Source organism: Streptococcus sp. WM07 (assembly GCF_004570525.1).
Taxonomy (GTDB): domain Bacteria; phylum Bacillota; class Bacilli; order Lactobacillales; family Streptococcaceae; genus Streptococcus.
Map to the genome: position 1 here is coordinate 1 of NZ_SPPZ01000182.1, position 452 is coordinate 452.

A 452-nucleotide genomic window follows, 5' to 3' on the forward strand; every position below is an offset into this window, starting at 1 on the left:
GGTTCCGTAGCGATTCGATCGAGTATCGCCGTCGCTTGGTTGAGGCACTGCAACACAGCGGTCGCGGGATCGTATCGATCAAGCGTTACGGAGCCGGGTGCGAAGTAGCAGAGATTACCCAGCACATCGATGTGCGGCATCAGTTCAGGGAGGAAATCAGGACGATCCAATATGCAGATCGCGGGATAGCTCAGGAAATCCCAATCTTTGATTGTGAGTTTGACTGACACGTCGCCTTTTTTACACGCCAGCCCCCCTTTAAAGGCACGCACCGGTAGCTTGGCAGCTACCGGTGTAAAGCCACGAGCTCTGAGCGCCCGTAAGGTTTCGCCTAAAGCGCTCATAGGGTTCCTCAGCCTGCACTACTGGACAGAACGACGGGTGGGGCTACTTTTTCTGGAGCGGTGTTGCGGATCGCATCCGCTTCACCACCCACCTCAATCAGTGTGGCG

At 56.0% G+C, this 452-nt stretch carries 1 protein-coding gene; it reads right to left on the reverse strand.

What is annotated here, in order from left to right:
• Window positions 1–344: E2/UBC family protein (locus E4T71_RS08955; RefSeq protein WP_209304492.1), on the reverse strand; the 344-nt coding region annotated here is incomplete at its 3' end.
• Between the last annotated feature and the right edge of the window lie 108 nt (window positions 345–452).